The sequence below is a fragment of the Streptomyces sp. NPDC001270 genome (assembly GCF_042896695.1).
Classification (GTDB): domain Bacteria; phylum Actinomycetota; class Actinomycetes; order Streptomycetales; family Streptomycetaceae; genus Streptomyces.
Genome location: NZ_JBIAXM010000007.1, coordinates 29,671 through 54,749, shown reverse-complemented (window position 1 = coordinate 54,749; position 25,079 = coordinate 29,671). Strand labels below are relative to the sequence as shown.

Genomic DNA, 25,079 nt, shown 5'->3' with positions numbered 1-25,079 from the left:
GGCTGGGCGCACCTCTGCGTGTCCGCGCGGTGCGCCGGACACGTGATCACGATCCAAGCCGCAGGACCCGCCGCCGTCAAGCCGGACCCCGCCGAGCACGTACGCTGCGAGAAGGTAACCGTCCCCAAGGCAGGAGCAGCAACGATGCAGTACGTGAAGCTCGGTTCGACGGGCCTGGACGTGTCCCGGATCTGTCTGGGTTGCATGACCTACGGGCTGCCCGACCGGGGCACGCACGAGTGGACGCTGGACGAGGAGGCGTCCCGTCCGCTCATCCGGCAGGCGCTGGAGGCGGGCATCAACTTCTTCGACACGGCGAACGTCTACTCCGACGGCACCAGCGAGGAGATTGTCGGCAAGGCGCTGCGTGACTTCGCCCGCCGCGACGAGATCGTGCTTGCCACCAAGGTGCACGGCCGGATGCGGCCCGGGCCCAACGGGGGCGGGCTGTCCCGCAAGGCGATCATGACCGAGATCGACCACAGCCTCAGCCGCCTCGGCACCGACTACGTCGACCTCTACCAGATCCACCGCTACGACCACGACACCCCGGTCGAGGAGACCATGGAGGCGCTGCACGACCTGGTCAAGGCGGGCAAGGTGCGCTACATCGGGGCCAGTTCGATGTACGCGTGGGAGTTCTCCAAGGCCCAGTACACGGCGGAGCGGCACGGCTGGACCAAGTTCGTGTCCATGCAGAACCACTACAACCTGCTCTACCGCGAGGAGGAGCGGGAGATGCTTCCGCTCTGCGCGGACCAGGGCGTGGGAGTGCTGCCCTGGAGCCCGCTCGCCCGCGGCCGCCTCACCCGCGACTGGGGCACCGTCACCGACCGCAGCACGACCGACGACTTCGGCGGCCGCCTCTACCTGGAGAGCGACCGCTCGATCGTCGAGGCGGTCGCCCGGATCGCCGCCGAGCGCGGTGTGCCGCGGGCCCGGATCGCCCTCGCCTGGCTGCTGCACCGGGCCACGGTGACCGCGCCGATCGTCGGCGCGGCCAAGCCGCAGCACCTTCAGGACGCGGTGGCCGCCGTGGAACTGGAACTGGGCGACAAGGAGATCGAGGAACTGGAGCAGTCCTACACCCCGCACGCCATCAGCGGCCACTGACGGTCAGTGCGGTCCGTGCGGCGCGAACTCGGTGCCGCACGGACCGGCGCCCTCGCTCTCCGGGAGCCGGACCCGCTCACCGGAGAGGGACAGCGTCCGGTAGTGGGCCCCGATCCGCCGCGCGGAACGGCCCACGTAGTGGCCGATGAACGAGCGGCGGAAGCGGTCGGCGGTGCGATTGGGCCCGGAACCGTGCACCAGACTCCCGTTGAAGAACAGGACGTCACCCGCCGCCATGTCCACGGGCACCGCGGCGAGACCGGGCGGCGGAGGCACGTACTCCCGGGCGAACGACTCCCGGACGTCCGCCTCCTCGGGACAGAACAGGCCCATCCGGTGGGTGCCGGGCACCACTTCGAGACCGCCGTTGTCCCGGTCGATCGCCTCGCAGGCGAGCCAGGCGGCCACGCAGGTGCCCGGTTCGACCCGTAGATAGAAGTTGTCCTGGTGCAGCGCCTGGCCGCGGGCGCCCGGCGGCTTGAAGTAGAACATGCTCTGCGCGGCCAGGACCTCCTCGCCGAGCAGCGCCGCCAGCACCGGCCGCAGCCGGGCGTCCACCAGGACGTCCCGGGCGAGCGCGCTGATCTCGTGCGGATGCATCACCCGCGGGTAGGCGCGCAGCGGGTCGGCCGGCCCGCCCGCCGGGTCCGGCCGCGGCTCGAAGTGCCCCGGCACCGGCCCGGCCGCGTGCAGCGCCGCGAACTCGGCGCACAACCGCTCGGTCTCCGCGGGCCCGAACAGCCCGCGGATGACGGTGAAACCCTGTTCCTCGAACTCCCCGAGCCGCCGCCGCAGATCCTCGGGCAGGATGGGGGCGCCGGTGGCGCCGCTGTCCGTGGCTGTCATCGTCCACTCCTCGGTTCTCTCCCGTGCGGTGTTCCCGCCCGTCACGCTAGGCCCGACGCACTCGTCCGGAGGATGCCCATGACAGCTGCGGAACTGCCCAGGGCTGCCGCGCCCGCCGCCCCCTCCCCACCGCCCGGCGTGGTCGTGGTCGGCCACTTCGACCAGGACACCGGCTACAGCGTCAACCGGCCCGACGGGGCGTCCAGTTGGCTGTTCACCTGGACCACGGGCGGGCGCGGACTGGTCGGCCGGGGCACCGCCGGGGTGTACGCGGGCGCCGGGGACCTGGTGGTCCTCGCTCCGGGGGCGGCGCACCGGTACGCGGTCGCGCCGGGCGCCCGGCACTGGCGCTTCTGGTGGACGCACTGCCAGGCCCGGCCCGGCTGGACGGACCGGCTCGGCCGGCACGCCGTGGCCGACGGGCTGTACGCCGTCACTCCCGTCCCGGGCGGTCTGCACGACCGGGTCGGCGCGGCGTTCGGCCGGATGCTCGCCGACGCCCGCTGGACGGGTGCCGGGGCGCCGCCCGAAGCCGGCCCCGCGGACGGTGAGCCGGTCTCGGTCGCGCACAGCAGCGCGGCCCGGGACCTGGCCCTGTGCGCGCTGGAGGAGATCGTGCTGCTCACGACCGGTGCGGCGGACCGGCCGACGGCACCGGTCGGGCTCGACGCGCGCGTACGCCGGGCGGAGGAGGTGATGGCCGCCGACCCCGGGGCTTCGCACACCGTCGACTCACTCGCCGCGGACGTCGCGCTGTCGCCCTCCCGGTTCGCCCACCTGTTCACCCGGCAGACCGGCCGTTCCCCGATGCGCGCGCTGCGCGAGGCCCGGCTGCGGCACGCGGTCCGGCTGCTGGAGGGCACCGACCTGACCGTGGAACGGGTGGCCCGGGCAGCGGGCTTTCCGAGCCCGTTCCACTTCAGCCGGGTCTTCCGTGCGCGCTACGGCCTTCCGCCGGGCGCCTACCGGTCCAGGGCGCGTACGGGGACGTGACACGGACTCCGCCGGGCCGGCCTGCGCGCGGGGGCCGCGCCGTGCCGATCGGCAGCGGCCGCCGGGGAGGCCGGCCGTCACGAGGAGCCGGCACCGGCCCCGCCCAGGAACTCCGCCCAGCCGCCGGTCGGGGACTGCCCCGGGTTGAGCGTGCGCATCTGGCGCAGCACCGCCGGGTCCTGCGCCTCCAGCCAGGCCACCAACTGCTTGAAGGAGACGAAACGCACGTCGTCGAACTTGGCCATCTCCCCGATGGCCTCCTCGACGGCGTCCATGTAGATGCCGCCGTTCCAGCGCTCGAAGTGGTTGCCGATGAAGAACGGCGCCCGGTTGGACTCGTAGGCACGGCGGAACCCGGCGAGATAGGTGTCGCGGGCCTGGGTGCGCCACGCCTCGTACTGGGAACGGTCGCCGGTCGGACTGCCCTCGGACTGGTTGGCCATCATGTTGTAGTCCATCGAGAGCACCTGGAAGGAGTGTCCGGAGAACGGTATGGACTGCAGCGGGAAGTCCCAGATCCTGCCGCCCTGCACCTTGTTCGGCCAGATCTGCAGCCCGCCGGGGGAACTGGCGTCGTACTTCCAGCCGAGCGCGGCGGCCGTCGGCAGCAGCGCGGACTGGCCCTCCAGGCACGGGGTGCGGCCGCCGGTCAGCTCCTTGCGGTAGTCGAAGGGCAGCGGTTCGAGGTCGGTGAAGCCCGTGTTCGTCTTCCAGTTCGTGACGAAGTCGATCGCCTGGTCGATCTCGCTGCGCCACTGGGCGGACGACCAGTTGCGCACGCCGTCCTCGCCGCAGAAGTGCCCGTTGAAGTGGGTGCCGACCTCATGGCCCTCCAGCCAGGCGGCGCGCACCTGCTGGAGCGTGGCGTGGATGTGCCGGTCGGCGAGATAGCCGATCGCGGAGGCGCCGACCTCGTGCTGCGGCGGGTGGTAGAGGTGCTTCTTGGACTCGGGCGCGTGTAGATGCCGCTGAGGAAGAACGTCATCGACGCGCCGTGGTCGGCCGCCACCTTGCGGAACCGGGAGAACAGCTGGTTGCTGAGTTCGCCCGCGCCGTCCCAGGAGAACACCACGAACTGCGGCGGCCGGGTGCCCGCTGCGAGCCGGGTGGCCTTCGGCTGCTTCGGCTGGGCACCGGTGTCCGCGGTGGAGCCGTCCCCGATCGGCCGCACCGGCCTGGCCTGCTGCGTGGCCGCACCGCCCGCGGCTAGGCCGCCACCCGCGCTCCAGGTACCTTTCGAGCAGGCGGAGAGGGCGCCCAGGGCGCCCGCCGTCGCTCCCGCGGTCAGCATGCGCCTGCGTGAGATGCCGCTCATGTTCGTCCCCGAATTCCTCGTCACGGGCCCCGGGCGGGGCCGCTTCACCGTGCGGTCGTCGGGTTCGATGTGCGGTCGCGGAGGAAAGATCGGCACGGCCGGGACCCGTTTCCGCGCTGTGACAGTCGTGGTGCCGTCATGACGAACCCCGCCGTCCGGCAAGCGGACGGCGGGGTCGGTGGGGGGTGGGTACGGGGGTCAGGCGCCGCTTCCGGGGGCGAAGACGGACAGGGAGACCGAGGACGCGTTCCCGGACACCGGCACCTCGCCGGCCGTCCACGCCACCTTCAGGGGGTCCTGCTCGTCGGGCGGGGTGATCAGCAGTGCCGCGGGCGTCGCCGTCCGGGCCCCGCTGACCTCCGGGTTGGAGAAGGTCAGTCCCGCCCAGGCGTGCTGTCCCGGCTTCAGCGTCACCGTCGCGGACGTGCCCGAGGAACGCCTGGGGTCCGGGCCGAGCTGTTCGCCGGCGGCGCTCACGAAGGCCGCTCCGGGAAAGCCGCGCACGGTGCAGGTGCGGGAGGACTTGTTGGTGAGCACGACCGGGAAGTTCTCCTGGCCGGCGCCCGGGTTGTTGCCGCCCACCGTGGCGCTCAGCTCGGAGGTGTGGCAGCGGGAGCCGCCGCCGGCCGTGGCCGACGTGCCGCCCGCGGACGGCGGGGTGGGGGAGGACGCGCCGCCGGCGGCGGCCTCGCCGCCCGTCTGCACCGGTGGTGGCGTCGCCGCGCCCGCCGGCGTGTTCCCCGCCGCGCTGTCGTGCGTCGTCGGGCTGCCGGTCGCGGGTGCCGCCATGCCCGAGACCTTCTGCGGGCTGCCCTGGGTGCCGGTCTCGTTGCCGCAGGCGGTCAAGAGGCCCAGCACGGCGACGGAGGCCACGAGCAACGCCGCCCGGTGCGGGGTCTGGGAGGTGTACGCCATGTCTGTCAACACTCCTGGGTCTACGGGGCATGCGCCGGATGCGTGCCCGGGGCGCCGGGCGCCGTCATCACCTTCCGATGCACGGGCCGCGGGAAAGGTTCGCCCCACAGCCATTCTTCCCCGCCCCGCCGTACTTGCTGCCGCCCTCTCAGGTGACTCGGAGCGAGCGGAGTATCCCGTCGGTCGCGTCCGCGCCCCCGTGCTCGCGGATCTGCACATACACCTGGGGCTGCGCCTTGCCGTCCGCCGAGGACAGCGCCGCCTCCGTGACCGAGCCGCCGCCGGTGCAGCCGTCCCAGGTCCGGATCCGGCCCCGCCACCGCGTGTCGCTGAAGGCACGGCTGCCGGCGTAGTGACAGCCGGTGTGGGTGAGGGCGTCCACCTCGGGCGTCACGTCGCCGTGCTCGCTCAGGCCGATGAACACGCCGTTCACCGGGGCCGTCAGGTCCTGCCAGTGGGACAGGTCGTCGGCGACGGCCAGCCCCGGTTCCTGCGCGGAGTCCAGGCCGAGCGCCTTCGGGTCCCAGCCGGAGTCGCGCAGCCGGCGGGCCCAGGCCGAGGGGACGTCCGCCGCGATCCGGCCGGTGGTGTCCGTGATCCGCACCGTGTCCGGCGCGGCCTGCCGGTTCAGCAGCGTGACGGCCAGGGCCGCGGCCCCGGCCGCGAGCACCGCGGCACCGGCCAGCCCGAGGGCGCCGGACCGCTTCCTGACCGCCTTGGGCGGTTTGCCCGGCGCCGGCGCGGAGGTCGGCGCCGGCACGGAGGTCCGCGCCGCCAGCCGGTCCAGCTCCTCCGCGAACGCCTGCGCGCTCTGCCAGCGTTGTTCCGGGTCCGGTTCCAGCGCGCGCATGAGGGCCCGCACGACCTCCTCGTCGAGGTCCGGCCGCAGTTGTTCGGGCGGCACCACCTTGCCGGGGGCGGCCGGCACCGTGGCCGTCACCAGCTCGTAGCCGACCGCGCCGAGACTGTAGACGTCGGCGCGCGCATCGATGCCCGCGCCCGGCTCGGCCTGCTCGGGCGGCTGGTACCCGGCCGATCCGGCGGCCTGGGTCAGCCCCGATCCCTGCGCCAGGTTCTTGGCCAGCCCCAGGTCGGCCAGCAGCACCCGGCGGCTGCCGTCGGACGCGGAGCGCAGCAGCACATTGCTCGGCTTGATGTCGCGGTGCACGATCCCCGCCTCGTGCAGCGCCGCGGCGCCGCGCGCCGCCAGCGCCGTCAGCCGCAGCGCCTGCGGCACCGGGAGCGGACCCGCGGCCGTGAGGTCGGCCAGGGTGCCCGCGTCCGCGTACTCCATCACGAAGTACGGTCTGCCGTCGGGCAGTTCACCGATGTCGTAGACCTGCACGACTCGTTTGGAGTCGGCCCGGCGCAGCAGCCGGGCCTCGGAGAGGAACCGGTCGTGCACGTCGAGGCGGTGTGACCAGTTGTCGGCGAGGACCTTCACCGCGACCGGGGCGTCGAGCTGGTCGTCGTGGGCGAGCCACACCGTGCCGAAGGCACCGGTGCCCAGGCGTCGTTCCAGAAGGTAGCGGCCGATCCGTTCGCGGGGTTGCATGGGACTATCATGCCTCCTTGAGATCGACTTCTAGGGGGCCACCCGTGCATGACCCGGCGATGACCGAAGACCTCGCCCGGCTTGCCGCCGCCGGTGATCCGGCGGCCCTGAACCGGCTGCTGACCGAGGTCCGGCCGGAGGTCGTCCGGCGCTGCGGACGCTTCCTGCCGTGCCGGGAGGACGCGGAGGAGGCCGCGCAGGACGTCCTCCTGCAGATCGCCCGGAAAATCTCCACCTTCGAGGGCCGCAGCCGCTTCAGCACCTGGCTGTTCACGGTCGTCTCCAACTGCGCCCGGCAGAAGTACCGCGAACTCAAGCGGCGGGCCGCCGAGCAGCCCGCCGCCATCGAGCCCATCGAACGGGTGGACCCCCGCACCACCAGCGTCATCGCCGGCTCCCGGCTGGACCTGCTGGAGGCGCTGGACCGGCTGGAGCGTGAGCGCCCCGACCTGGTCGCGCCGCTGGTCTTCCGCGACATCTGCCAGCTGGAGTACGCCGAGATCGCCGAGCGCATCGGTATCCCGCTCGGCACGCTCAAGTCCCGGCTGCACGAGGCGCGCAAACAAGTGCGTCCCTGGCTGATCGCCTGATCGCCCGAGCAGCGGCCGACCCGGAACGGCCGGCCGCTACTCCTCGGCCAGTGTCAGCTCCGCCCAGATCGTCTTGCCCTCGGCCGTGTGCCGGCTGCCCCAGCGCTGGGTGAGCTGGGCGACCAGGAGCAGTCCCCGGCCGCCCTCGTCCCAGGTCTTGGCGCGCCTCAGGTGCGGTGCCGTGTGACTGCTGTCCGACACCTCGCAGATCAGGTTGTCCGTACCGTGGACCAGCCGCAGCCGGATGGGGTGCGCGCCGTACCGGATGGCATTGGTGACCAGCTCGCTCACCACCAGCTCCGAGGTGAACGCGATCCCGCTCAGCCCCCAGGTGTCCAGCTGCTCCACGACCTTCTTGCGGATCGGCGCCACCAGGGCCGGATTCACCGGGATGTCCCACGCGGCCACCTGGGAGGCGGGCAGCCCCCGGGTGTGCGCCAGCAGCAGGGCCACGTCGTCCGGGACGCCGTCCGGCGGGAGCAGGTACCGCAGGATCCGGTCACAGGTCTCGTCCAGGGAGTCCGCGGGGCCCGCGCTGCCCCTGCGCGTCGCCAGGGCGTCGAGCAGCAGCCGCTGGGCGGCGCCGGCGTCCCAGTCCCGGTTGCTGATCAGACCGTTCGTGTACAGCGCGAGCAGGCTGCCGTCGGGCAGCTTCACCTCGGCCGATTCGAACGGCAGCCCACCAAGGCCCAGGGGCGGCCCGGCGGGCAGGTCCAGCTGGCGAGGGGTGCCCCCGGGCGGCACCAGCACCGGCGGGGGATGCCCGGCGCGGGCCAGGGTGCAGCGCCGCGACACCGGGTCGTAGACGGCGTACAGGCAGGTCGCGCCGACCTCGCCGGTGCCGGCCTCGTCGCCCGGCTCGCCCGACTCCTCGGACAGCCGGACCACCAGGTCGTCGAGGTGGGTGAGCAGCTCGTCGGGGGCCAGGTCGATGTCGGCGAGGGTCCGTACGGCGGTGCGCAGCCGTCCCATGGTGGCCGATGCCTGGATGCCGTGGCCGACGACGTCCCCGACGACCATGGCGACCCGCATCCCGGACAGCGGGATGACGTCGAACCAGTCACCGCCCACCCCGGCGCGGGCCGCGGGCAGGTAGCGGGACGCGGCCTGCACGACGGCCGTGCGCGGCAGCGTTCGGGGCAGCAGGCTGCGTTGCAGGGCGATGGCGGTCTCGCGCTCGCGGGAGTAGCGGCGGGCGTTGTCGATGCAGACCGCGGCCCGGGCCGTGACCTCCTCGGCCAGCAGGACGTCGTCGGGGGTGAACGGGCCGGGGCTCCGGTGCCGGGCGAGGCCCGCGACCCCGAGGGTCAGCCCGCGGGCCTGGATCGGCACGATCATGATGGCGTGGACGCCGTACTCCTGGGACCGCAGGGCGCGCGCCTGGTCCGCGGCCAGCCACCGGGTCAACCGGTCGGACGGCAGCGAGCCCACGACCGGGCGGCCCGAGACGAGCGAGTCGGCCTGGGGGGAGAATTCCGCGTAGACGGCGAGCTGGCCGATCTCGGTCACCGCCTCGGGGTCGCCCGGCAGCACGGAGCGGTGCGCGATGCGGCGCAGCGTGACCGGCGCGTTGACCGGCGGCGCGATCTCGCCGCTGTGGCCGTGCGGGTCGATCAGGTCGATGGTGACGAAGTCGGCGAGCGCGGGTACGCACACGGCCGCCAGTTCCTCTGCCGTCCGGGTGACGTCCAGGGTGCTGCCGATGCGTATGCTCGCCTCGTTGACCAGTTGCAGCCGCTCCCGGGCCAAGTAGTTGTCGGTGAAGTCGTGGGCGGCCACGGACACGCCCCGCACCCGCCCGTCGGTGTCGCGGACGGGGGCCATCCGGACCAGCCAGGCGTGCGCCCGCTCCTCGCCGCCGGCGCGTGTATGGGTCCGCACGTCCCGGGGCCGCTCGCCGGTGAGCACGTCGAGGAGGGCGTCCTCCATGTCGTCGCTCACCAGGTCGCCGCCGATCTCGGACATCCTGAGGCCCCGAAGGCGCGCCTCGGGCAGGCCGATCACCCCGGCCATGGCGTCGTTCATCCAGCACAGCCGCAGCCGGTCGTCGTAGACCGCGATGGCGCACGGGGACTGGTCGAGCGCCGCGCCGGTCAGCGGGTCGTGGGCGGTGTCGGGCGCGTCGTCGGCGAGCGGGGTGACGACGAGCCAGTCGCCGGGGCGGCCGGCGCGCGGCGACCGGTGGTGGGCCAGCAGCCAGACCGACACCGTGCGGCCGTCCCGGTGGCGCAGGCCGACCGTGCCGTGCCAGCGGGGACCGGCGGGGGCGGCCGGGACGCCGTCACCGGCGAGCAGCCGGGCCGCGGGGCGGCCCACGACGTCGGCCGCGGTGTGGCCGAGCAGCCGCCGGGCGCCCCCGTTCCACTCGACCAGGATGCCGTCGTCACTGATGACAGCCCGGGCCGTCGTCGCGTCGTCGAACGGATAGACCGGGCTCATCTCGCCACTCCCAAGCGCACACTCACAGTGAGCAGGTGCGTCACTTGTGTTCCAGCGTAGTGCTTCGGCTCCGGTGGCGGACGGCTACGCGAGCCCGCCGGGCCCATCGGCCGGAGGGGAGGAGGATGATCCGGCCGGACGGAATCCGAGCGGGGGGAGCGGCCCCGCGGACCCGCCTCGGCCCGCCGGCCACGCCGGACCTCCCGTGCACCACCGGTGGCCGCGAGGCCGACTCCCGTGACGGACAGGGGCATTGGCGGGGCCGTGCCGTCGACCCGGACCCGCCGGACAACAGCCGGCCGGCCCCGGTCCGCGACGGGCCCGGGTCAGGTCTTCTCCCGCTCGGCGGGCTCCCCCGGCCGCTCGTGTGCGGTCAGGGTGTGGCGGCGGGCCGGGTCCAGCGGTCGCCGCACCTCGGCGTACCCGCCGTTCGGCAGCCGCTCGATCACCCCGGTCTCCCGGCCGTGCGTCACCAGCTCCCGGTCCCTGAGCCGCAACCCCAGACAGATGCGCCGGGTGAGCACGAACACGGCCGCCGGTACGGCGCCGACGCCGACCCTGATCGCCCAGGTCACCGCGTTGACCGACAGATGCAGCCGGGTCGCCGCGATGTCGTTGCCGCCGCCCGCGAGCAGCACCAGATAGAGGCTGATCCAGGATGCCCCGACGGCCGTGCGCACCGGCCGGTCGCGCGGCCGGTCCAGGAGGTGGTGCTCCCGGTCGTCGCCCGTGATCCGGCCCTCCAGGAACGGACAGACGCCGATGAACAGCAGGAGCAGCGGGAAGACGACCACCGGGATCAGCACCCCGAGGACGAGGGTGTGGCCCCACAGGTCGATCTCCCAGCCCGGCATGATCCGCACCAGCCCCTCGGCGAACCCCAGGTACCAGTCGGGCTGGGCGCCGGTGGAGACCTGGTCGGCGCGGAACGGACCGTACGCCCACACCGGGTTGACGGTCGCGACCGCCGCCAGCAGTGCGAGGAACCCCGACACCAGGAAGAAGAAGCCGCCCGCCTTCGCCAGGTACACCGGCAGGAACGGGGCGCCCACGACATTGCGTTCGGTGCGGCCGGGGCCCGCGAACTGGGTGTGCTTGTGGTGGACGACCAGCAGCAGATGGAGGACCACCAGCGCCGCCATCACGCCCGGGAGCAGCAGGACGTGCAGCGAGTAGAAGCGGGCGACGATGTCATGGCCCGGGAATTCACCGCCCAGCAGGAACATCGACAGGTACGTGCCGACGATCGGCACGGACAGCAGGGCGCCGTTGACGAAGCGCAGGCCCGTCCCGGAGAGCAGGTCGTCCGGGAGCGAGTAGCCGAACAGGCCCTCGAACAGCCCGAGGAACAGCAGTGCCCAGCCGAACAGCCAGTTCAGCTCCCGCGGCCTGCGGAACGACCCGGTGAAGAAATGCCGCATCATGTGCGTCAGCATCGCCGCGACGAACACCAGCGCCGCCCAGTGGTGCAACTGCCGGATGAGCAGCCCGCCGCGCACGTCGAAGCTGATGTGCAGCGTGGAGGCGTACGCCTCGGACATCCGGATGCCGTTGAGCGGGACGTAACCGCCGTGGTACGTCACCTCGTTCATCGACGGGTGGAAGAAGAGGGTGAGGTAGACGCCCGTCAGGACCAGCACGACGAAGCTGTACAGGCAGATCTCCCCGAGCAGGAACGACCAGTGGTCCGGGAAGACCTTCCGCAGGTACTGCCTGGCCAGGATGTGGATGCCGAGGCGGCCGTCGGCCCAGTCGGCGACGCGCTCCGAGGAGGACGGCCGCCGCCTCCGCCGGTCCCCGCTCACGCCTCCTCCTTGCGGACGTGCGTGAGCTTCTCGGGGTTGGTCACGATGTAGACCCCGGACACCCGCTCGCCGTCGGGCGTGAGGTCCATGACCATCACGGCGTAGGCGGCGTCGCCGTCGAACAGCACCGCCGCCTCGTCCCCGTTGACCCTGCGGTAGCGCAGCTCCAGGCCGCGCGGGTCGTGCCGGGTGGCGTGCGCGGTGATCAGGCGGGCCGCCTTGTCCCGGCCGCGCACCGGGCGCAGCCCGGCCGGCCTGCGGCTGCCGCCGCCGTCCGTCCACACCGTGACATCCGGCGCCAGGATCTCCAGCAGCCCCCCGAGGTCCCCGCCGAGCGCGGCCCGCACGAACCGCTCCGTCGCCTCCCGGCGCACCCGCGGATGAGCCTCGTACCTCGGCCGGCGGGCGTGCACATGGGACCGTGCGCGGTGTGCAAGCTGCCGTACGGCCGCCGGGCTGCGGTCGAGGATGCCGGCGATCTCGGTGTGGGCGTACCCGAACACCTCGTGCAGCACGAACACCGCGCGCTCCAGCGGGGTCAGCGACTCCAGCACCACCAGCATGGCGAGCGACACGGACTCGTTGCGCAGGGCCGGGTCCTCGTCCTCCCCGGGCGGGGCGACCAGCGGCTCGGGCAGCCAGGGACCGACGTACGTCTCCTGGCGCCGGCTGATCGCGGACCGCCGTCGCAGCGCGTGGTTGACGGCGATCCGCGCGAGATAGGCGCGCGGATGGGCGACCTCGGCCGGCGGGGCGCCGCCGCCCCGGGACGCCCACGACAGCCAGGTCTCCTGGAGGACGTCCTCGGCGTCGGCGACGCTGCCGAGCATGTTGTAGACGAGCCGGAACAGCAGCTCGCGGTGGGCGACGAAATGACCGGTGGCCTCGTCGGCCGGGTCGTCGGCCGGACGGCCGGCGGCGGAACCGGCTGGGTTCTGCGTCATGCGTGTGCCTCCCCGATGGCGCGCTCACCACTGCGAGGCACCCGGCGACCCTGAATGTGACGTCGCTGGGGTGAAAAGTGACGTACGTCTCATCGGCGCGGCGCCGCGCCGCTTCTCCTCGGCATCGCGCTGCGCGCGCTGCGGCAGACGGCCAGACGGGCCCTGGCCCGAGGGCACCGCGCCGGTGTGCCGCCCCTGCGGGCCTCAGGACGCGTCGTGGAACACCAGGCCGAGCGTGTGCCGGCGGCCGGAGCGCACGGTGCTCACGCCGTGCCGCATCGATCCCGCCGACCAGCCGCGCCGGGACGGCACCGGCCGGTCCCGGGTGGTGAACACCAGGCCGCGGCCCTGCCGGAGCACGGTCGCGGTGCCCCGGGACTGCGCCCGGGCCCGCTGTTCGACCATCAGGAACTCACCACCGGTGTAGTCGCGGCCCGCCTCGTCGAGGGCGATGACGACCTGGAGCGGGAAGACCAGTTCTCCGAAGACGTCCCGGTGCAGGGCGTTCCAGTCGCCCGTGCCGTAGCGCAGCAGGATCTGCGCGGACCGGTCCTGGCCGGCCGCGTGGCAGCGCGCCAGCCACGCGTCGAGGGAGTCCGGCCACGGCGCGGGCCGGCCCAGGCGTGCCGCCCAGTCGCGGGCGACGGGCAGCAGCCGCGGGTAGAGCGCGGCACGCAGCGCGGCCACCGGGGCGGGCAGTTCGTGGGTGAAATAGCGGTAGGCGCCGGAGCCGAACCGGTGCCGGGCCAGGTCGACGGTGGTCCGGAACAGCTCCGGCCTCTCGTACAGGGCGGCCAGCTCGCGGCACTCGGCGGGTGTCAGCAGTTCCGCCGTGGACGCGCTGCCGTGGGCGTCCAGCTCCGCGGCGAGCGCGCCCCAGTCGGTGTCGGCGACGCGGCGGCCGGCCAGGGCGTGGGTGAGGGGCATGACCGCCGCCTCAGCCCACCGGCAGCGGTTGCAGCGCGCCCTCATGGGTGAGCAGCCGCACCTTGCGCTCCACCCCGCCCGCGTACCCGCGCATCGAGCCGTCGGCGCCGATGACCCGGTGGCAGGGGCGGACGAGCAGCAGCGGGTTGACGCCCACGGCGGCGGCGAGCGCCCGGATCTCCGCCCGGGGCACGCCCAGCCGCTCGGCCAGCGCGCCGTACGTCGTCGTGGTGCCGTACGGGATGTCGTCCAGGGCGCGCCACACCCGCTGCCGGAACTCGCTGCCGGCGGCGGACAGGGGCAGCTCGAACCGGGTGAGCCGGCCCGCGAAGTACGCGTCCAGTCGGGCGGTCGCCACGGCGAAGGCCCGCTCGTCGCGGCGCATGCCGGGGCCGGTACCGGGTGCGCCGCGCCGCCCCGGCATGGACAGCGAGGTGAGCACGGTGCCGCCGGGCGACTCCTCGCCGGTCAGCAGCAGTTCGCCCAGCGGGCTGTCGTGGAGGGTGTACAGGGCCATCGTGACCGCCTCCTTCGTCTCCGGTCGTCCTGGCCCCCGGTCGTCCCGGTCCATGGGTCCGGGGGATTCCGGTTACGAGTCTGCTGCGCGGACGGGCGCGGCACCGGCGGAAGTCGGACATGGTGCTCACGCGCCGTGGGTACCGCGAGGCATGGCACTTGACCTGCTGGTATTTACCGGTAAGTACCCGAGCGGTACCGTGAGCGCATGCCAGCTCTCAATGTGGAGTTCAGCGAACGCGAGCTAGAGGATCTGCGGCAGATCGCCAAGGAGCGGGGTACGTCGATGAAGGCACTCGTACGCGAGGCCGCCGCCGCCGACATCGCCCGGCACCGGGCGCTGCAGGAGGGTGCCGAGGCGTTCCGGCGCTTCTTCACGGCCCATGCGGCCGAGTTCGCCGCCGCGTTCCCGGACGACGAACCCCCCGCCAAGGGCGTGGGACGGGCCGCCTGAACCGATGCCGCCCGTCATCCATATCGATGTGCCCTGGCTGCTCCAGCGACACGAGGAAGTGCTGCCGGACCAGCCCACGGTCGACGACTTCTCGGCGCTGGTCGCCGCCGTCGCCCGGCACCGGGTGGACCCGCCCCGGCTCGGCGTGGACTCCGACCCGGCCTGGCGGGCCGCGGCCCTGCTGCACACCCTCGCCCTGCTCAGGCCGCTGCCGTCGGCCAACGCCCGCTTCGCCTGCGCCGCGGCCGTGGCCTACATGTTCGCCAGCGGCGTCGGCACCGACCCGCCCTACGGCGCCCTCGTCGACCTCGCCCGCGACCTGATGTCGGGGAAGACGGACGTCTACGGCGCGGCCGACCGGCTCCGCTCCTGGCAGCTGTGAGCCCGGCGCCCCGGTGACCCGGTGAGTCCGGACCGGGGACCGCCGGGCGGCAGCGGCCGGGGGGGAATCGGCCCCCGGCCGCCGGCCCCCCGCCCGGGGCCGCCGACCGCGGGCGGGAGGAACGGGGTCGGCGGCCGGTTTCACACGGGAGAGCCGCCGTCCCGCGCGGGGCCTTCGAGGAGGGCCGGATCCCAGTGGACCACCCGGCCTGGTGTGTCGGCAGCGTGCGCGCCGGACCGTCGCGTGCACACCTTTCACACGGGGTGCTCGCCCGCATGCCGCGCCGGGCGCCAAGAGCCGTTTCCCGCGTGGATTCTGACTTTCCTTCAGGGCGGCCGAACGTGCGCGCGTGCCTTGTCGGTCGTGCGTGAGTCGTGCGAGGGAGAACCGCCCGTGCTGGAGGGTGGCTTCCCCGACGGACAGCGGTCTGCCGGGCGCGTGCCGGACCTCCGCGGGGACAGGCGCGGTGTGCGGAACGGCCGTACGCGGTGTGCGGACCGGCTCCGCCGACAGCCGGCGGATCACATGCTGCAGGCGTGCCATCCCCCGTTCTCCCTCCCGCCGACCGTCGTTCCGTGTCGGCAACCGTCGTCCCGCGTAGTCGTCCGTCTCCTTGCTGCGTCCTCCCTGCCTCGTCGATCAGCCTTCCTCCGCCTCGTCGCCGGGTGAGCCGGCTGCCTCTCCGGTGTCGGGTCCCTGGGCCCGCACCCGCTGGACGTGTTCCAGGGACGTGCGCAGCTCGGTGAGCCAGTCGTCCGTGTGGCGCTGGACCAGGCGTACGCACCAGGCGAGGGCGTCACTGCGGCTGCGGGCCACACCTGCGGCGATCAGGGTGTCGAGGACCTGCCGCTCCGGCTGCCGCAGCCGGGTCATCACCGGCGCCGCGACATGCGTGAACAGGGCCTGACGCGGGCCGCAGGCCACGCCCCAGGACACCTTCCGGCCGAACCGGTGCTCGGCCTCGTGGGCCACCGCCATCCGGGCCTCGCGGGTGCGTTCCCGGAACTCCTGGATGCGGCCCTCGACGGCCGCCGCCCGTTCGGCCTCCGTGGTGCCGTCGGTGAGCCGGGGCTCGGGTATGCGGCCGACGACGGTGATCTCCTCGCGGTCCACGGTCACCTCGACCAGCTCGGTGAAGAGGTCCTCCGGCACCCGGCCGGTGAACCAGCCGCGCAGTTTCTCTCGTTCCTCTGCCGTAATCATGTAATAACGATTACTCCGCCGGTGTGCGAACACAAGGGGTGGGGGAGAGGTCCGCCGAGAGCGGAACCGGAATGATTCAGGACTTTTGCCGAGGCACCGGAATCCGGCCAGCCGCAGGCGTGAGCCGATCAAGAGCCGCGGGGTTCCGGGGGTGAGGCGTTCGGGTTCCGTCACTTCACGCCACTGATCCCATACGTGAGGTTACTGAAACGTATGGGTCGGAGGTGAGTTTCGGCGGCGGACTCGGCAGACTCGTCCTCGCCGCCGCGCCGTCGGCCCGGCCGGGCGGCGGCACCCGACGGCCGCCGCGTCTGCCGCACCGAACCCGCGGGTGGCGAGCGCGGGCTCCGGCACGGCGGCGGTCCCGCGCCGGGGGCGGTGGACGGAGTGGGGCCGCCCACCGCCCCCGGGAACACGGCCGCCGGACGGCCCGACCCCCGCGAGCGGGCCCGGGTTCCGGGCGCCCGCCTGTGACGTCGTGGCAGGCGACGAGACGACGATGCGGCCGGGCGACGCTGCGGCCGGTCGACGAAGGGGTGGGACGACGAAGGGGCCGCCGTCTCCCTGTGGACGGCGGCCCCTCGTCTGGTGGCTCCGCTCAGCGGCCCCGCGGAGCCCGTACGGTCGTCACATGTGCACGACGGGTGCGGTACCGGAGACCTGCTGCGGCGCGCCGCGGCGGAAGAGGAACAGCGCGATCAGCGCACCCACCGCGAAGAGGCCGGCCGACCACCAGAAGGCGGTGGTGTAGCTCTCGATGGTCGCCTGCGCCTGGACCGCCTTGCTGGTGGCGTCCCGGCCGGCCAGATAGTCGGTGGCGGCGCTCGCGGCGAGCGTGTTCAGCAGCGCCGTGCCGATCGAACCGCCCACCTGCTGCATGGCGTTGACCGTCGCGGAGGCCACGCCCGCGTCCTCGGCGGCGACCCCGCCGGTGGCCAACTGCATGGCGGGCGGCATGACCAGGCCGAGACCCACGCCGGTCACGATCAGCTGCGGCAGCACCGCGGTGGCGTAGTCGGAGCCGACCCCGATGCCGGTCAGCCAGGCCATGCCCACGGCGGCGACGGCGAAGCCCAGCGAGATCACGGTCTTGGGACCGATCCTGGGCAGCAGCACCGTGGTGCCGAGCTGCGCGGTCACCATCAGGGCGCCGACCATCGGCAGGAACGCCACACCGGTCTTCGTCGGGCTGAAGCCGAGGTTGAGCTGCAGGTAGTAGGTGAGGAAGAGGAACACGCCGAACATGCCCGCGCCGGTGATCAGCACCGAGATGTACGAGGCGGCCCGGCCGCGCTCCAACAGGATGCGCAGGGGCAGCAGCGGGTGCGCGGCGCGGGTCTGCCACCAGGCGAACGCGGCCAGCAGTACGGCACCCGCGATCAGGAAGCCCCAGGTCAGAGGCGAACCCCAGTCGTGCGTCTCGGCGTTGGAGAAGCCGTAGACCATGGCGAAGAGACCGGTGGCGACCAGGATCGTGCCCGGCACGTCGAGCTTGGAGCCCGCGCCGTCGCGGTGGTTGGTCAGCAGCACCGAACCGCCGATGAAGGCGACCACGGCGATGACCACGTTGACGTACAGCGTCCAGCGCCAGTCGAGCGCGTCCGTGAGGACGCCGCCGAGCAGCAGCCCCACCGCACCGCCGGCGCCGGCGATCGCGCCGTACACGCTGAACGCCCGAGCCCGCTCCCGGGCGTCGGTGAACGTGGTGTTGAGCAGCGACAGCGCGGCGGGCGCGAGCAGAGCGCCGAAGGCACCCTGCAGGGCGCGGGCGATGACCAGCATCGTGAAGCCGTTCGCCGCACCGCCCAACGCGGAGACGGCGGCGAACCCGACGATGCCGACGAGGAAGGCCGGCTTGCGGCCGAACAGGTCGGCTATGCGCCCGCCGAGCAGCAGCAGCGAGGCGAAGGCGAGGGCGTACGCGGTGACGATCCACTGCCGGTTGCCGTCCGAGAAACCGAGGTCCGCCTGTGCGGACGGCAGGGCGATGTTCACGATCGTGGCGTCGAGCACCACCATCAGCTGCGCGACGGCGATGATCGCGAGGATCCACCAGCGCCGCGGCGAGGGCGCCGCCGCGGGCGGTGCCTCCACGGCACCCGCGAGGGCGTCGTCGGGCAGGGTCTTCTGAGGCATGGGAGAACCGCTCCAGGGAAGTCGTTCTGGGTTTGGTGAAGAGAAGTTGAACGAAACTGTTTCGTACGCATCGAGGCTAGACCATCGCGAGCGAAACGGCAACGTTTCGATGTGGAGGGCAAGGTTTTGTATTCCTTGACAGGCATATAACCCTGGAGGCATATTGCTGCCATGTCCGACGCCATGCTCTGGGCGGCTCTCGCCGACCCCCATCGCCGGGCCATCGTCGCGCTCCTCCTGGAGCGCCCGCGGGCCGTCGGGGAGATCGTGGAGGCGTGCGGTCTGAGCCAGCCCAGCACCTCCAAGCACCTGAAGGTGCTCCGGGAGGCGGGGCTGGTACGGGTCCGGCAGGAGGCGCAGCGTCGCGTCTATGCCCTCGACCCGGCCCCGATGTCCGCACTCGACGCCTGGCTCGCCCCCTACCGCCGGCTGTGGAACACCAGCCTGGACGCCCTGGGGCGCCGCCTCGACGAGACGTCGGACGACCGCACGCGACCCTCCGCCCCGAAGGACTGAACACCATGCCGGCCGAACTCACCGGAACCTTTGTGACCTTGGACGACGGCCGCTCCGCCGTCCGTTTCAGCCGCACCTACGACCACCCGGTCGACCGCGTCTGGCGGTTCGTGACCGACCCCGGTGAACTCGCCCGGTGGTTCCCCTCCCGCGCCGAGATCGACCTGCGGCCGGGCGGCGCGATCCGGTTCGCCGGCGACCCGAACATGCCGGAGTCGACCGGCCGGGTGCTCGCCGTCGACCCGCCCCGGCACCTGTCCTTCGACTGGGGCGGTGACGAACTCCACTTCGACCTGGAGGAGGCCGACGGCCGGCGCACCCGCTTCACCCTCACCAACGTCCTCGCCGCCGAGGACACCGCCGCCCGCAACGGCGCCGGCTGGGAGGTGTGCCTCGCCGCCCTGGACGCGCTGGCCCGCGGCGAGACCTTCACCGGCTCGCACGCCGGCATGAGCGCGCCCTGGAAGGAGTTCTACGCCGGCTACCTCGCGGCCGGGGTCCCCTCCGGCGCACCCGTGCCCGGACTCGGCTGACCCCTCAGGCCAGTTGCCGCCGCACCAGCTCGTGCAGCCGGCCCCCGGTGTCGGCGAGCAGTTCCGCGGGCGGGCCCTGCTGGATGATCCGGCCGTCCTCCATCACGATGATCCGGTCCGCGTCCAGCACCGTCGACAGCCGGTGGGCGATGACGATCCGCGTGGCGTTCAGCGCCCGCGTGCTCTCGATGACCGTGCGCTGGGTGTCGTTGTCCAGGGCGCTGGTCGCCTCGTCGAAGAACAGGATGCGCGGCCGCCGGATCAGCGCCTGGGCGATCATCAGGCGCTGCCGCTGCCCGCCGGAGACCGCGCCGCCGCCGGAGACGATCGTGTGCAGGCCCATCGGCATCCGCTTGATGTCCTCGGCGAGCCCCGCCAGTTCGGCCGCCGCCATCGCCTCCTCGGGCGTGTACGCCTCGGTCCCGCAGATGACGTCCAGGATCGACCCGGTGAACGGCTGGGCGTGCTGGAGCACCACCCCGCACTGGCGGCGCACGGCCGACTGGTCGAGCGCCGCCAGGTCCTGCCCGTCGTACAGCACACTCCCCGAAAGCGGCCGGTCGAATCCGATCAGCAGCCGCAGCAGGGTCGACTTGCCGCAGCCGCTGGGGCCGACGACCGCCACGAACTCGCCCGGCCGCACCTCGAACGACACGTCGTCCAGGACCAGCGGTCCGTCGTCGGTGTACCGGAAGGACAGCCGGCGGGCCGCCACCGCACCGGACAGCGGGCCGGGCCGGGTGCTCGCCCTGCGGACCTCCGGTACCGCCTCCAGCACCGGCCGGATCTCCTCGAACAGCGGCCAGGCGGCCACCGCCGAGACGAACGAGCCGGTCAGCTGGGTGACCGAGGTGAGCAGCATGGTCACCGAGGTGTTGAAGGTGAGGAACGCCGCCGCCGACATGCTGCCCCGGGCCGGACCCGCCAGCAGCATGAACATCAGCAGCGTGCACACCGGCAGGTACACCGAACCCAGCACCGTGGTCAGGTTCTTGATCCGGCCCACGCGCTGCTGGAGTTCACGGCTGCGCGCGAACTCGGCCGCCCATGCGGCGTAGGCGTAGTTCTCGGCCGCCGCCACCCGCAGTTTCGGCAGGCCGCGCAGCGTCTGGAACGCCTGGTTGTTCAGCTTGTTGCCGAGCACCGTCAGCCGCCGCTGCCAGCGCACCTGCCACAGCCCCAGGCCCAGGAACACGGCCGCGACGACCACGAGCATGCCGAGCGCCGCCAGCGCCATCGACGCGCTGTACCAGAACAGCAGCGCCAGGTTCATCGCGCCCACGGTCCCCGACTGGGCGACCACCGGGCCGACGCCCGCGAGTATCCGCCGCATGGCGCTGACCCCCATGGCGGCACTGGCCAGTTCGCCCGTCGAGCGCCGGGTGAAGAACCCGGTCGGCAGACGCAGCAGCCGGTCCCAGACGGCCGGTTGGAGCGTCGCCTCGATACGGCCCTCCAGCCGGAGGATGGTCAGGTTCTGGAGCAGCGCGAACGCGGCCGCCACCACCCCGCTGATCATGACGGCCAGACAGACCTGCACGATCAGCCCCTGCTGGGCCTTGGGCACGTACTCGCCGAGCACCCTGCCGGTGGCGATCGGCACGAGCGCGCCGATCGCGACCGTCACCAGGCCGGACAACAGCAGCGCCAGCAGGTCGCCGCCGCTGCCGCGGGTGGTGAACCGCAGCAGTCCGAGCGGGCCGGGCATCCGGTCGGGCAGCGGGCGGTAGAACATTACCGCGCGCGGCTCGAACTCCTCGGCGTTGGCCTTCTCCACCGGGGTCTCCCGGCCGGTCGCCGGATGCACGGCCACATAGCCGCCGCGCCGCCACAGCAGCGCCACCGGCGCCCCGGACAGCGCCCGGTGCCCGACCAGCGGACCCACGTCGTCCCGCCACCAGCGGCCGGTCAGCCGCACCGCCCGGGTGCGCACCCGGGCGGCGAGCGCCACCCGCTCGACCGGGTCGAGCCGGTCGTCCCCGGTGCCGGCCCGCGGCGGCTCGGCGAGCGTGATCCCGGCGGCCCGGGCGACCAGCTTGCAGGCGGCGTAGGTGGCATCGGCGTCGGCGGCCGTGACGGGCTTCGCCGACGCCCTGCCGATCGAGGCGAGCAGGGTGCGGTCGGCCTGGGCCCGGGCCGCCTCGCCCGCCTTGATCCCGGCGGCCGTGCGCGTCTCGTGGGTGCGCTCCAGCTGTTCGATCCAGCGGTCCAGGGCGGTCAGCAGCCTGAACTGCTGATCGACCATGCCCTGCCACAGGGCCGGGTCCATCAGCAGGTCGTCCGCGGCCTCCGCGCCGTACACCGACCCGTACCGCACGCTGCCCGGCGGCACCTGCATCCAGAAGACGTCATCGTCGTCCCCCGTCCCCGCGTACGCGCGCACGGGGGTACCCCCGTCCTCGGCCGCCCGCTCGGTCGCCAGCGGCGCCTGGAACAGGACGGACAGACCGCGGCCGACTCCCAGAGCGAGCGCGTACTCCAGCGGGCTCGACGTCGGCGGCACGTACTGCGGGTTGCCGTACTCGTCGTAGGACCAGCTGTCGGTCTGCGGCTCCTGGTACAGCTCGCGCAGCCCGATGCGGCGCACCACGCAGTCCCGCAGCGGACGGGCCACCAGGGTGTGCCGGGCGCCTGCCACCGGGCCGAGCAGCAACGCACCCGCCTCCAGCCGGCCGAGGTGGTGCCAGTGGCCCTGCTGCTCGGCGTCCACCGCGAACAGGTCCAGGGCACCGGCCGCGACCAGCCACAGCGTCTGCGGGCCCGCCAGGTCCAGGCGGCTCGAACCGCCGCAGTCGATCGGCGTGCCCAGCGCGCCGAGCGCGCCGAGGACCAGGTCGCCGCCGTGCGCGTCCGTCATCTCACCGCTCCCTGACCAGCGCGGCGTACGCTCCGCCGCGGGCCACCAGATCGTCGTGGCGCCCGCGTTCGACGACCGTGCCGTGCTGGAGCATCACGATCTCGTCGCTGTCGCGCACGGTACTGAGCCGGTGCGCGATCACCACGCAGGCACAGCCCCGCCGCCGCAGGTTGTCCATCACGGCCAGCTCCGTCTCCGCGTCCAGCGCGCTCGTCACCTCGTCGAGCACCAGCACGCTGGGCCGGCGCACCAGCGCCCGCGCGATCTCCAGACGTTGCCGCTGACCGCCGGAGAAGTTGCGGCCGTCCTGCTCGACCCTGCTGTGGACGCCGCCCGGCCGGCGCGCCACCACGTCGTACAGGGCCGCGTCGCGCAGCGCCTCCACCACGGCTTCGTCCGGGACCGACGGATCCCACAGCGCGACGTTGTCGCGGACCGTGCCCTCGAAGAGGAACACGTCCTGGTCGACGAAGGAGACGGAGGCGGCGAGCGAACCGCGCGGAATGTCGTCGAGACGCTGCCCGTCGATGCGGATCACCCCCTCCCACGGGGTGTACAGACCGGCGATCAGCCGGGAGACCGTCGACTTGCCGCTGCCCGAACCGCCCACCAGGGCGACCTGCCGGCCGGGGCCGACGGCCAGGTCGAAACCGGTGAGCAGCGGCTTGTCGAGCGGGCTGTAGCCGAAGGAGATGTTCTCCAGCTCCACGTGGCCGTGCAGGCGGCGGGTCGACTCGCCCGCGCCGGGACGGTCGTACACCGGGTCGGCGCGGAAGTTCTCCACGTCCTTGAGCCGGGCCACGTCCGCCGCGAAGTCCTGGATGCGTCCGGCCACCCCGTTGAGCCGGGTCAGCGGGGCGGTGAAGCGGGTCACCAGCGCCTGGAAGGCGACCAGCAGACCGACCGAGATATGGCCCTCCACCGCGCGCAGGCCGCCGATCCACAGGATGAGCGCGCTGTTGAACGTGGCCAGCGTCGGCGCGACCACACCCAGCCAGGCGCTGGGCACACCGAGCCGCTGCTGTTCCTCAAGAGTGGTCGCGTGCTGCCCGGCCCACTTGCGGAAGTAGCCGTCCTCGCCGCCGGTCGCCTTCATCGTCTCGATCAACTGAAGGCCGGTGTACGAGGTGTTGGTGAGCCGGGCGGTGTCCGCCCGCAGCTTCGCGGTACGGGTCGCGCGCAGCCGCACCACCCACCGCATCGCCACGATGTTGAGCAGTGCCACACCGATGCCGACGAACGTCAGCTGCGGGTCGTACGTGTACAGCAGTACGGCGTACAGCACGACCACGATCGCGTCCACACCCGCCGCCGCCAGGTCCCGGGCCAGCGTCTCGGCGACCTGGTCGTTGGACTGCAACCGCTGCACCAGGTCGGCCGGGCTGCGCTGGGCGAAGAACGTCACCGGCAGCCGCAGCAGATGGCGCAGGAAGCGGGCGCTGGACAGGGTCGAGGAGATGATCCGGCCGTGCAGCAGGTTGGTCTGCTGGAGCCAGGTCAGCATCAGCGTGAGCAGCACGCAGGTGCCCATCGACGCGAACAGCACGCCGAGCAGCGAGGTCTGCCCGCCGATGAGGAACATGTCGATGTACGTCCGGCTGAGCGCGGGCACCGCCGCGCCCACCGCCACCAGCAGCAGGCTGGCCAGTACCGCCGCCGGCAGGGTGCCCGCGGTGCCGCGCAGCCGGGCCGGCATCGCGCCGAGGATCCCCGGCCTGCGCCCGCCCCGGGTGAAGCCGTCACCGGGCTCCAGCACCAGGACCACCCCGGTGAAGCTGCCGTCGAACTCCTCCATGGGCACGAACCGGCGGCCCTTGCCGGGATCGTTGATGTACACGCCGCGCCGCCCGAACCGGCGGCCCATGCCGTCGTAGACGACGTAGTGGTTGAACTCCCAGAACAGAATGGCCGGTGCCGCCACTTCGGCGAGCGCGGCCAGGTCCATCTGCATGCCCTTGGCGGTCAGCCCGAACCCGCGGGCCGCCTTCAGCAGGTTGCTGGCGCGTGAGCCGTCGCGGGAGACCCCGCAGGCGATGCGCAGTTCCTCCAGCGGGATGTGCCGCCCGTAGTGGCCGAGCACCATGGCGAGCGCGGCGGCGCCGCACTCGACGGCCTCCATCTGCAGCACGGTCGGCGTGCGGACGGCCTTGCGCGCGGCCTTGGGGACCGGCCGCTTGGCCGGGGCGGCGCGTCGTCGGCCGCGGGTTTCCTGGGCGGTGGTCACGGCAGCAGCCAATCGACGGGACGCTGGTCGGCCAGCCGGATCGAGCCGGTGGCCAGGGTCATCGAGTCCAGGGCGTACGGCGGGCCGTCCGCCGAGGACCAGTGGTAGCCGCTCCTGGTGGCCGACGAGGTGTCCAGCCGCACCAGCACGGCCACCGGCCGCCCGTCCTTGGTGAACTGCTCGCCCAACTGGCTGTCACCGAGGAACGCCGCGATCGACTGGGCGGACTGGGCGGTGCGGTCCACCGACTTCACATGGCCGCGCAGCACCCCGTACTCCTGGGTGGACACCGACGACACGGTCAGGTCGACGGGGGCGTTCGCGGGGATGGCGGTGGCGTTCTCGGCGGGCACGTACACGGTCGCGTACAGCGGGTCCGAGGCGTGCGCGATCTTCTCCACCGCGGCGACGTCGGCACCGGTCTGGATGATCTGCCCGATGGTCGCGGCGAGCGTGGTGATCCGGCCGGGGGCGACCGTGCGCACGACCGATTCGCCCTGAGTGGTGCGGACCTTCAGGACGGGGGAGTCGGCGGCCAGCCGCTGGCCCTGTCGGGCGAGTACGGCGGTGACCTGGCCCGAGACCGGACTCTGCAGGATGTAACTGCCCTGTCCGTGCGTGAGGATGGCGGGCGCGCCGACCGTGGAGGCGACCGATCCGGTCACCGCCCACACGGCGGCAGCCGCCACCACGAGGACCGTGACCAGGAGCGCGAGCCAGCCCTGCGGACGGGCGAGACGCACCGGAAGGTCCAGTTCCTCGGGTGACTGGAGCTTGGCGAGGGCCTGTTGGCGGAACTGCACGGAACTTCCCTCA

General features: G+C 73.0%; 20 protein-coding genes and 1 pseudogene. 7 read left to right on the top strand and 14 right to left on the bottom strand.

The window, feature by feature from the left end; genetic code table 11:
• Positions 1-144 precede the first annotated feature (144 nt).
• A complete protein-coding gene (locus ACFY2B_RS13775) occupies positions 145-1,113 on the top strand; it encodes an aldo/keto reductase (protein ID WP_390763549.1) in 969 nt (322 codons plus the stop codon).
• A 3-nt stretch (positions 1,114-1,116) separates the two neighbouring features.
• On the opposite strand, the gene ACFY2B_RS13770 is transcribed toward ACFY2B_RS13775, so the two are convergent.
• Positions 1,117-1,959, bottom strand: a complete 843-nt coding sequence (locus ACFY2B_RS13770) for a phytanoyl-CoA dioxygenase family protein (RefSeq protein WP_390763329.1) — start codon at positions 1,957-1,959, stop codon at positions 1,117-1,119.
• Positions 1,960-2,037: 78 nt separating this feature from the next.
• On the opposite strand from ACFY2B_RS13770, the gene ACFY2B_RS13765 reads away from it, so the two are divergent.
• Positions 2,038-2,952: a helix-turn-helix domain-containing protein gene (locus ACFY2B_RS13765; protein ID WP_390763328.1), complete on the top strand. Its 915-nt coding sequence runs from the start codon at positions 2,038-2,040 to the stop codon at positions 2,950-2,952.
• A gap of 77 nt (positions 2,953-3,029) precedes the next feature.
• On the opposite strand, the pseudogene ACFY2B_RS13760 reads toward ACFY2B_RS13765, so the two are convergent.
• The 3 genes and pseudogenes from ACFY2B_RS13760 to ACFY2B_RS13750 form a co-directional block, all read right to left on the bottom strand.
• Positions 3,030-4,267: pseudogene (locus ACFY2B_RS13760) on the bottom strand (hypothetical protein).
• A 198-nt stretch (positions 4,268-4,465) separates the two neighbouring features.
• Positions 4,466-5,182, bottom strand: coding sequence for a DUF4232 domain-containing protein (locus ACFY2B_RS13755; RefSeq protein WP_390763327.1), 717 nt, complete (start codon positions 5,180-5,182; stop codon positions 4,466-4,468).
• Between the two features lie 148 nt (positions 5,183-5,330).
• Positions 5,331-6,737: a serine/threonine-protein kinase gene (locus ACFY2B_RS13750; protein WP_390763326.1), complete on the bottom strand. Its 1,407-nt coding sequence runs from the start codon at positions 6,735-6,737 to the stop codon at positions 5,331-5,333.
• Positions 6,738-6,781: 44 nt separating this feature from the next.
• On the opposite strand from ACFY2B_RS13750, the gene ACFY2B_RS13745 reads away from it, so the two are divergent.
• Entirely contained in the window at positions 6,782-7,327 is a 546-nt protein-coding gene (locus ACFY2B_RS13745; RefSeq protein WP_390763325.1) for an RNA polymerase sigma factor, read from the top strand.
• A gap of 36 nt (positions 7,328-7,363) precedes the next feature.
• Here the strand turns inward: ACFY2B_RS13745 and ACFY2B_RS13740 are convergent, their stop codons facing one another.
• The 5 genes from ACFY2B_RS13740 to ACFY2B_RS13720 all read right to left on the bottom strand — a co-directional run bounded on the left by ACFY2B_RS13740 (position 7,364) and on the right by ACFY2B_RS13720 (position 13,959).
• Positions 7,364-9,766, bottom strand: a complete 2,403-nt coding sequence (locus ACFY2B_RS13740; RefSeq protein WP_390763324.1) for a SpoIIE family protein phosphatase — start codon at positions 9,764-9,766, stop codon at positions 7,364-7,366.
• 326 nt (positions 9,767-10,092) lie between these two features.
• The gene (locus tag ACFY2B_RS13735) at positions 10,093-11,571 is read right to left on the bottom strand and encodes a cytochrome bc complex cytochrome b subunit (protein ID WP_390763323.1); all 1,479 of its coding nucleotides are present in this window, start codon (positions 11,569-11,571) and stop codon (positions 10,093-10,095) included.
• Positions 11,568-12,515, bottom strand: coding sequence for an RNA polymerase sigma factor SigJ (gene sigJ, locus ACFY2B_RS13730; protein ID WP_390763322.1), 948 nt, complete (start codon positions 12,513-12,515; stop codon positions 11,568-11,570). The genes ACFY2B_RS13735 and sigJ overlap by 4 nt, the downstream gene beginning before the upstream one ends.
• Before the next feature lie 204 nt (positions 12,516-12,719).
• Positions 12,720-13,442 (bottom strand): 2OG-Fe(II) oxygenase, encoded by a 723-nt coding sequence (locus ACFY2B_RS13725; protein WP_390763321.1) that lies wholly within the window; start codon positions 13,440-13,442, stop codon positions 12,720-12,722.
• Between the two features lie 10 nt (positions 13,443-13,452).
• Entirely contained in the window at positions 13,453-13,959 is a 507-nt protein-coding gene (locus ACFY2B_RS13720; protein WP_390763320.1) for a methylated-DNA--[protein]-cysteine S-methyltransferase, read from the bottom strand.
• Between the two features lie 207 nt (positions 13,960-14,166).
• On the opposite strand from ACFY2B_RS13720, the gene ACFY2B_RS13715 reads away from it, so the two are divergent.
• Entirely contained in the window at positions 14,167-14,412 is a 246-nt protein-coding gene (locus tag ACFY2B_RS13715) for a hypothetical protein (RefSeq protein ID WP_376528188.1), read from the top strand.
• 4 nt (positions 14,413-14,416) lie between these two features.
• Complete coding sequence (locus ACFY2B_RS13710; RefSeq protein WP_390763319.1) at positions 14,417-14,794, top strand: toxin Doc; 378 nt, start codon at positions 14,417-14,419, stop codon at positions 14,792-14,794.
• Positions 14,795-15,433: 639 nt separating this feature from the next.
• On the opposite strand, the gene ACFY2B_RS13705 is transcribed toward ACFY2B_RS13710, so the two are convergent.
• On the bottom strand, positions 15,434-15,997 hold the full coding sequence (locus tag ACFY2B_RS13705) for a hypothetical protein (protein WP_390763318.1): 564 nt from the start codon (positions 15,995-15,997) through the stop codon (positions 15,434-15,436).
• 627 nt (positions 15,998-16,624) lie between these two features.
• Positions 16,625-18,133, bottom strand: coding sequence for an MFS transporter (locus tag ACFY2B_RS13700; protein ID WP_390763317.1), 1,509 nt, complete (start codon positions 18,131-18,133; stop codon positions 16,625-16,627).
• A gap of 171 nt (positions 18,134-18,304) precedes the next feature.
• Between ACFY2B_RS13700 and ACFY2B_RS13695 the strand changes: the two genes are divergently transcribed.
• Positions 18,305-18,649: an ArsR/SmtB family transcription factor gene (locus tag ACFY2B_RS13695; protein ID WP_390763316.1), complete on the top strand. Its 345-nt coding sequence runs from the start codon at positions 18,305-18,307 to the stop codon at positions 18,647-18,649.
• Between the two features lie 5 nt (positions 18,650-18,654).
• Entirely contained in the window at positions 18,655-19,182 is a 528-nt protein-coding gene (locus tag ACFY2B_RS13690) for an SRPBCC family protein (protein WP_390763315.1), read from the top strand.
• A 4-nt stretch (positions 19,183-19,186) separates the two neighbouring features.
• Here ACFY2B_RS13690 and ACFY2B_RS13685 read toward each other — a convergent pair whose 3' ends face one another.
• The 3 genes from ACFY2B_RS13685 to ACFY2B_RS13675 are packed head-to-tail and all read right to left on the bottom strand — an operon-like array spanning position 19,187 to position 25,066.
• Positions 19,187-22,039 (bottom strand): NHLP bacteriocin export ABC transporter permease/ATPase subunit, encoded by a 2,853-nt coding sequence (locus tag ACFY2B_RS13685; RefSeq protein WP_390763314.1) that lies wholly within the window; start codon positions 22,037-22,039, stop codon positions 19,187-19,189.
• 1 nt (position 22,040) lies between these two features.
• Positions 22,041-24,263 carry an NHLP family bacteriocin export ABC transporter peptidase/permease/ATPase subunit gene (locus ACFY2B_RS13680; RefSeq protein WP_390763313.1) on the bottom strand — a complete coding sequence of 741 codons (2,223 nt, stop codon included), beginning with the start codon at positions 24,261-24,263 and terminating at the stop codon, positions 22,041-22,043.
• A complete protein-coding gene (locus ACFY2B_RS13675) occupies positions 24,260-25,066 on the bottom strand; it encodes an HlyD family efflux transporter periplasmic adaptor subunit (protein ID WP_390763312.1) in 807 nt (268 codons plus the stop codon). The genes ACFY2B_RS13680 and ACFY2B_RS13675 overlap by 4 nt, the downstream gene beginning before the upstream one ends.
• Positions 25,067-25,079 lie beyond the last annotated feature (13 nt).